Source organism: Promicromonospora sp. NPDC060271 (assembly GCF_042726755.1).
Classification (GTDB): Bacteria; Actinomycetota; Actinomycetes; order Actinomycetales; family Cellulomonadaceae; genus Promicromonospora.
Map to the genome: position 1 here is coordinate 1 of NZ_JBHXBG010000287.1, position 3838 is coordinate 3838.

General features: G+C 69.9%; 4 protein-coding genes. 1 reads left to right on the forward strand and 3 read right to left on the reverse strand.

The features are described 5' to 3' along the window. Positions 1-59: 59 nt before the first annotated feature. Entirely contained in the window at positions 60-1892 is a 1833-nt protein-coding gene (locus ACFWE2_RS24910; RefSeq protein WP_377226894.1) for a DUF6114 domain-containing protein, read from the reverse strand. Next, positions 1817-2410: a DUF6230 family protein gene (locus ACFWE2_RS24915; RefSeq protein ID WP_377226895.1), complete on the reverse strand. Its 594-nt coding sequence runs from the start codon at positions 2408-2410 to the stop codon at positions 1817-1819. Before ACFWE2_RS24915 ends, ACFWE2_RS24910 begins: the two co-directional genes overlap by 76 nt. Before the next feature lie 128 nt (positions 2411-2538). Between ACFWE2_RS24915 and ACFWE2_RS24920 the strand changes: the two genes are divergently transcribed. After that, positions 2539-3168 (forward strand): TetR/AcrR family transcriptional regulator, encoded by a 630-nt coding sequence (locus tag ACFWE2_RS24920; protein WP_377226896.1) that lies wholly within the window; start codon positions 2539-2541, stop codon positions 3166-3168. Between the two features lie 42 nt (positions 3169-3210). Here the strand turns inward: ACFWE2_RS24920 and ACFWE2_RS24925 are convergent, their stop codons facing one another. Beyond that, a complete protein-coding gene (locus ACFWE2_RS24925) occupies positions 3211-3723 on the reverse strand; it encodes a GNAT family N-acetyltransferase (RefSeq protein ID WP_377226897.1) in 513 nt (170 codons plus the stop codon). Positions 3724-3838 lie beyond the last annotated feature (115 nt).

The following is a 3838-nucleotide window of genomic DNA, read 5'->3' on the forward strand; positions in this document are numbered from 1 at the left end:
GTGCTGGATATTTGTCCTCTCGAAACGGTTTGAGAGGACAAATATCCAGCACTCAACGGTCAGGGGGTGCCGGCCGTTTGGCCTTCGCCTATCGGGTCTGTTTCGTCGCCCCAGACCTGTTCGCGGAAGTTGTCCCACACCTGGATGTCGGACGTCGCGCCCAGGAAGCCCATCCGCGCGTCCGTCGCGGTCAGCAGGATCTCGATGAGCGAGGCGCCCTCGAGCACCTTGGTGGCCACCTCGAGGAGGTCCTGCCCGTCCGGCAGGTTCGCGTGGATCGACGACACGTACATCTGCGCGTCGCCCTCGAGCGAGACGAAGTTCGCCCGGGTCTCCGTGCCTGCCGTCGTGCCGTGGTTGTAGGCGTACGACTTGAGCCAGAAGCCGTCGACGACGACCTTGTCGGCCGAGATCTTGATGGCGTCCCGCCGCTCGCCGGCACCCTTGACCGGCACGTTCGCCAACCCGATGCCGTTGATGCCGGTGAGCGGGATGGTCAGGTCCCGGCTCTCCAGGTCGGCGGGGAGGGAGAAGACCGAACCGTCCTCCTTGGCCCCGCACTGACCCGGCAGGTCGACGTTCAGGTCGTACCTGCCGCCGAAGCTCACCTTGACGCAGGTGCCCAGCTCCGTCCGCAGCGCCTCTTCGATGGTCTCCTGCGGGTCGATCTCGCCGCACGGGTCGGACGGCGCGCTGTCCCCCGCCTCGGGCGGCACGGAACCGTCCTGCGTCGGTTCCTCGCACTCGGCCTGGTCATCGCCCTTGCCCGTGCCGGTGTCGCCGTCGGCCGGATCGCCCGAACCCGTGTCGCCGTCGCCCGGGCCGGTCCCCCCGCCCGTGACGTCGTCCACCACGTCGCCGACCGGGTCGTCGGTGGCGCCGTCGCCCGGGTCCGAGTCGCCCGGGTCGGAACCGCCCTGGTCGGAACCGCTCGGCGACGGCGTAGGCGTGGCCGACGGGTCCGCCGCGCCTTCGTCGCAGGCACCGAAGACCACGCACCAGAACGAGTCGTCCTGCGTGGTCTGGGCGTCCGACGTCGACGCGGGCAGGCTCGTGCCGGCCATCGCCAGCGCGCCCGCCACCACCACGGCGGCGGACTTCTGGGACAGCGCGCGCAGCGCTGTGCTGAGCGAGTCCGCGCGGGGGATGGCCTCGGTGTCCGGGGCGGCCCCGGCCGCCGGTGCGTCGGCCTCCGCCTTCGCGACGTCCGCCTTCGTCTCTCCCGTCGTGGCGGCGGACGTGTCGTCCGTGTCCGTCGCCGGGGCGGGTGCGCCCTCCGAAGCGTCGTCCGCGTCCGGAGCGTCGTCCGCGTCCCGAGCGTCGTCGTCCGCTGCGTCGCCCACGACGCGCGGCTCAGCGGGACCCGCCGCGCCGTCGGCCTCCCTGTCCGCCTCGGTGTCCGCCGCCGGAGGCGCCCAGGACACGACGACGATGCCGCCGACCACCCCGAGCAGGAACCCGACGACCCAGCCGCCGAGGTTCACCCCGGCGATCGAGTAGACGGAGATCGCCAGTGCGATCACGCCGTAGAAGATCCGGTGCACGGGCTGCGCGATCGACAGGATCCCCAGCAGGATCAGCGCGATCGGCAGGATCGTCGCCTGGGAGCCCTCCACCCCGAACTGCAGCACGACGTTCATCCCGAGCTGGTCCAGCTTGATCGGGCCGGACAGAAGCATCTCGAGACCAGCGAGCGCTACCAGCACACCCCCGACGAACGGCCGCTGCCTGCGCCAGGGACGGAAGTCCCTGCGCCAGTCAGCTAGCTTCGTGCGAAGTCCGGGGCGGCCGGCGTCGGCCTGGCCGTCACCCGGACTCAGAAGCACTCGGTGCCGTCCGTGATCTTGAGGCTGAGGTCCGTGAGCTGGAAGACGGCGGCCTGCGTGCTCCACGACACCTGCTGGAGGCCGTCGATGTCGATCGAGTCGGAGTCCATGGCGAAGTCGCCGGCGTCGCCCTTCTTGGCCGTGTTGACGGTGGAGGCGTCGACGCCGATGCGGATGTTCTTGAAGACCGCGGTACCCGACAGGTCGTTCATGCCGATCTGCAGGTCGGTGGCCTTCGCGGGCTCCTTGCCGGTGCCCGCCGAGATGAGGAGGCCGACCTTGCCGAGCGGCGTGTCCTGCACCACCGACTGGCACAGGTTGTAGAGCTGCGCGTCCTTGATGTTCGCGATGGCGGCCGGGTGCTGCGTGCCGTCGGAGGCGGTCGCGACGCCCGCGTACTGCGAGAAGCCCGTGCCGACGAGCTGGTCGGCGCCGATCTTGAACTGGCTGCCGGAGATCGCGAACGAGACCGGCACCGCGCCCTGGGCAACGCCGCCGAGCAGAAAGCTGGCGGCGATCGCGACCGGGATGACTGCCAGAGCCACGCGCCCCTTGCGCGACCCCGTGAGCTTGCTGAGCTTCATTGGTGTTCCCCTCGATGCCAATGTGAGAACGACTACGCCGTCGTCCCGTCGCGACGTTAGCGCGATTACTGAGTAAGCGTCAATTGTCCGCTGAGAGCGGCGCAAAGCATGCCGGATATGCTCGAACCATGGCAACAGCCCGTCGCACCCGACTTCGCCCGGAGGAACGCCGCAACCAGCTCGTGGCGCTGGGAGTGGCCACTCTCGCGGACCGACCTCTGGCCGACGTGACCGTCGAGGAGATCGCCGCCGAAGCCGGTGTCTCGACGGGTCTCGTCTACTACTACTTCGGCTCCAAGAACGGCCTGCACCACGAGATCGTGCGCCGCGCGCGCGACTCGATGCTGCACGCCTCCGAGCCTCTCGCGGAGCTTCCGCCGGCCGAGCGCCTGGCCAGCACGCTGACGCGGCTCGTGGCCTACGTACGGGAGCACGGCCCGACCTTCTACTCGCTGGTCCGTGGCGCGGCCAGCGGTGACGAGGAGGTGCGCGCCGTCATCGAGGACGCGCGGCGGGAGCAGACGGAGCGGGCCATGGCCGTCCTCCTGGAGCTGGGGGTGCCTGAGTCGGAGCTGCTGCGCGTGGCGGTCCGCTCCTGGGTGGCCCTCGCCGAGCAGGCGCTGGTCGACGGCGGCATCAACTCCGACCTCACCGACGACGAGCTCGTCGGCTATCTCGAGCGCAGCCTCGGCGGCGTCGTCGTCGCCGTCGTGCCGGGCGTCTCGGAGGCGCTGTTCGGGGTCCCGACGGCGCGCTGACGACACCTGCGGCCAGGCCCGGGTCCGTCCGGGCCGCTCCCGTCAGAGCGCCTTGACCATGAGCAAACAGGGGTTGTCGGCCCAGAGGTCGGGGAACTCCTCGACCGGGTGGAAGCCGCAGGCGGTGTAGAAGGCGCGGGTCCGGTCGAAGTCCGGGTCGGACGCCGACGGTCCGAACGTCTTGACGCTCAGCAGGCGCACACCCTGGGCCCTGAGGTCGTCCTCCACCCGCCGCACGAGGGTGCGGCCGATGCCCGCGCGGTGGTGCTTGCGCCGGACGGCGAGCAGGTGCACCTCTGCCGACGTCGGGTACCGCTGGTCGACGAGGAGCACGCCGAGCACGTCCTCGGACGGGATCTTGCCACCGTCTGCCTCGATCGCGGGTGCCGGGGACTCAGGTGCGGCGACCGCCACATAGTTGGGGAACTTGGCCGCCGCCTCTACGTACTCGTGCGTGAACCGGTCGATGCCGAACCATTCCGGCAGCTCTCCGAGGATGTCGTGCGCGGCATCCGATCGGCCGAGGGTCCTGACCACGGTAAACGTCCCAGACACGCGGCCTAATTTAGACCGGTCGGGCCGGGTTCACCCGCTGAACGCGAATACGCCGAAGTAGAACTGGCGCGAGATAGAACTGGGGCGAAGTAGAACGCAGGATCGCGTTCTACTT

What these genes read in the sequence shown, in the direction of transcription:
- ACFWE2_RS24915 (WP_377226895.1), bottom strand. Translation starts at nt 2,410, where the DNA reads ATGAAGCTCAGCAAGCTCACGGGGTCGCGCAAGGGGCGCGTGGCTCTG.
- ACFWE2_RS24920 (WP_377226896.1), top strand. Translation starts at nt 2,539, where the DNA reads ATGGCAACAGCCCGTCGCACCCGACTTCGCCCGGAGGAACGCCGCAAC.